The organism is Streptomyces sp. P17 (assembly GCF_032436805.1).
In the GTDB taxonomy this organism is placed as follows: Bacteria; Actinomycetota; Actinomycetes; order Streptomycetales; family Streptomycetaceae; genus Streptomyces.
In genome coordinates this window covers 1-269 of sequence record NZ_JAVRBF010000880.1, presented here as the reverse complement: position 1 = coordinate 269, position 269 = coordinate 1, and the positions used below count along the sequence as shown (strand labels likewise).

Genomic DNA, 269 nt, shown 5'->3' with positions numbered 1-269 from the left:
CTCGGTCGTCAGCGCCATGAGATCGAGCTGATCGCGTCCGAGAACATCGTCAGCCGCGCCGTGCTGGAAGCGCAGGGTTCGGTGATGACCAACAAGTACGCCGAGGGCTATCCGGGCGCGCGCTACTACGGCGGCTGCGAGTTCGTCGACGTCGCCGAAACGCTGGCGATCGAACGGGCCAAGCGGCTGTTCGGCGCCAGGTTCGCCAATGTGCAGCCCAATTCCGGCAGCCAGATGAACCAGGCCGTGTTCCTGGCGCTGCTGCAGCC

The 269-nt window shown here is 65.8% G+C and carries 1 pseudogene; it reads left to right on the top strand.

The window, feature by feature from the left end:
• Positions 1-269, top strand: a pseudogene (glyA, locus tag RMT89_RS43310) (serine hydroxymethyltransferase); the annotation flags it as partial.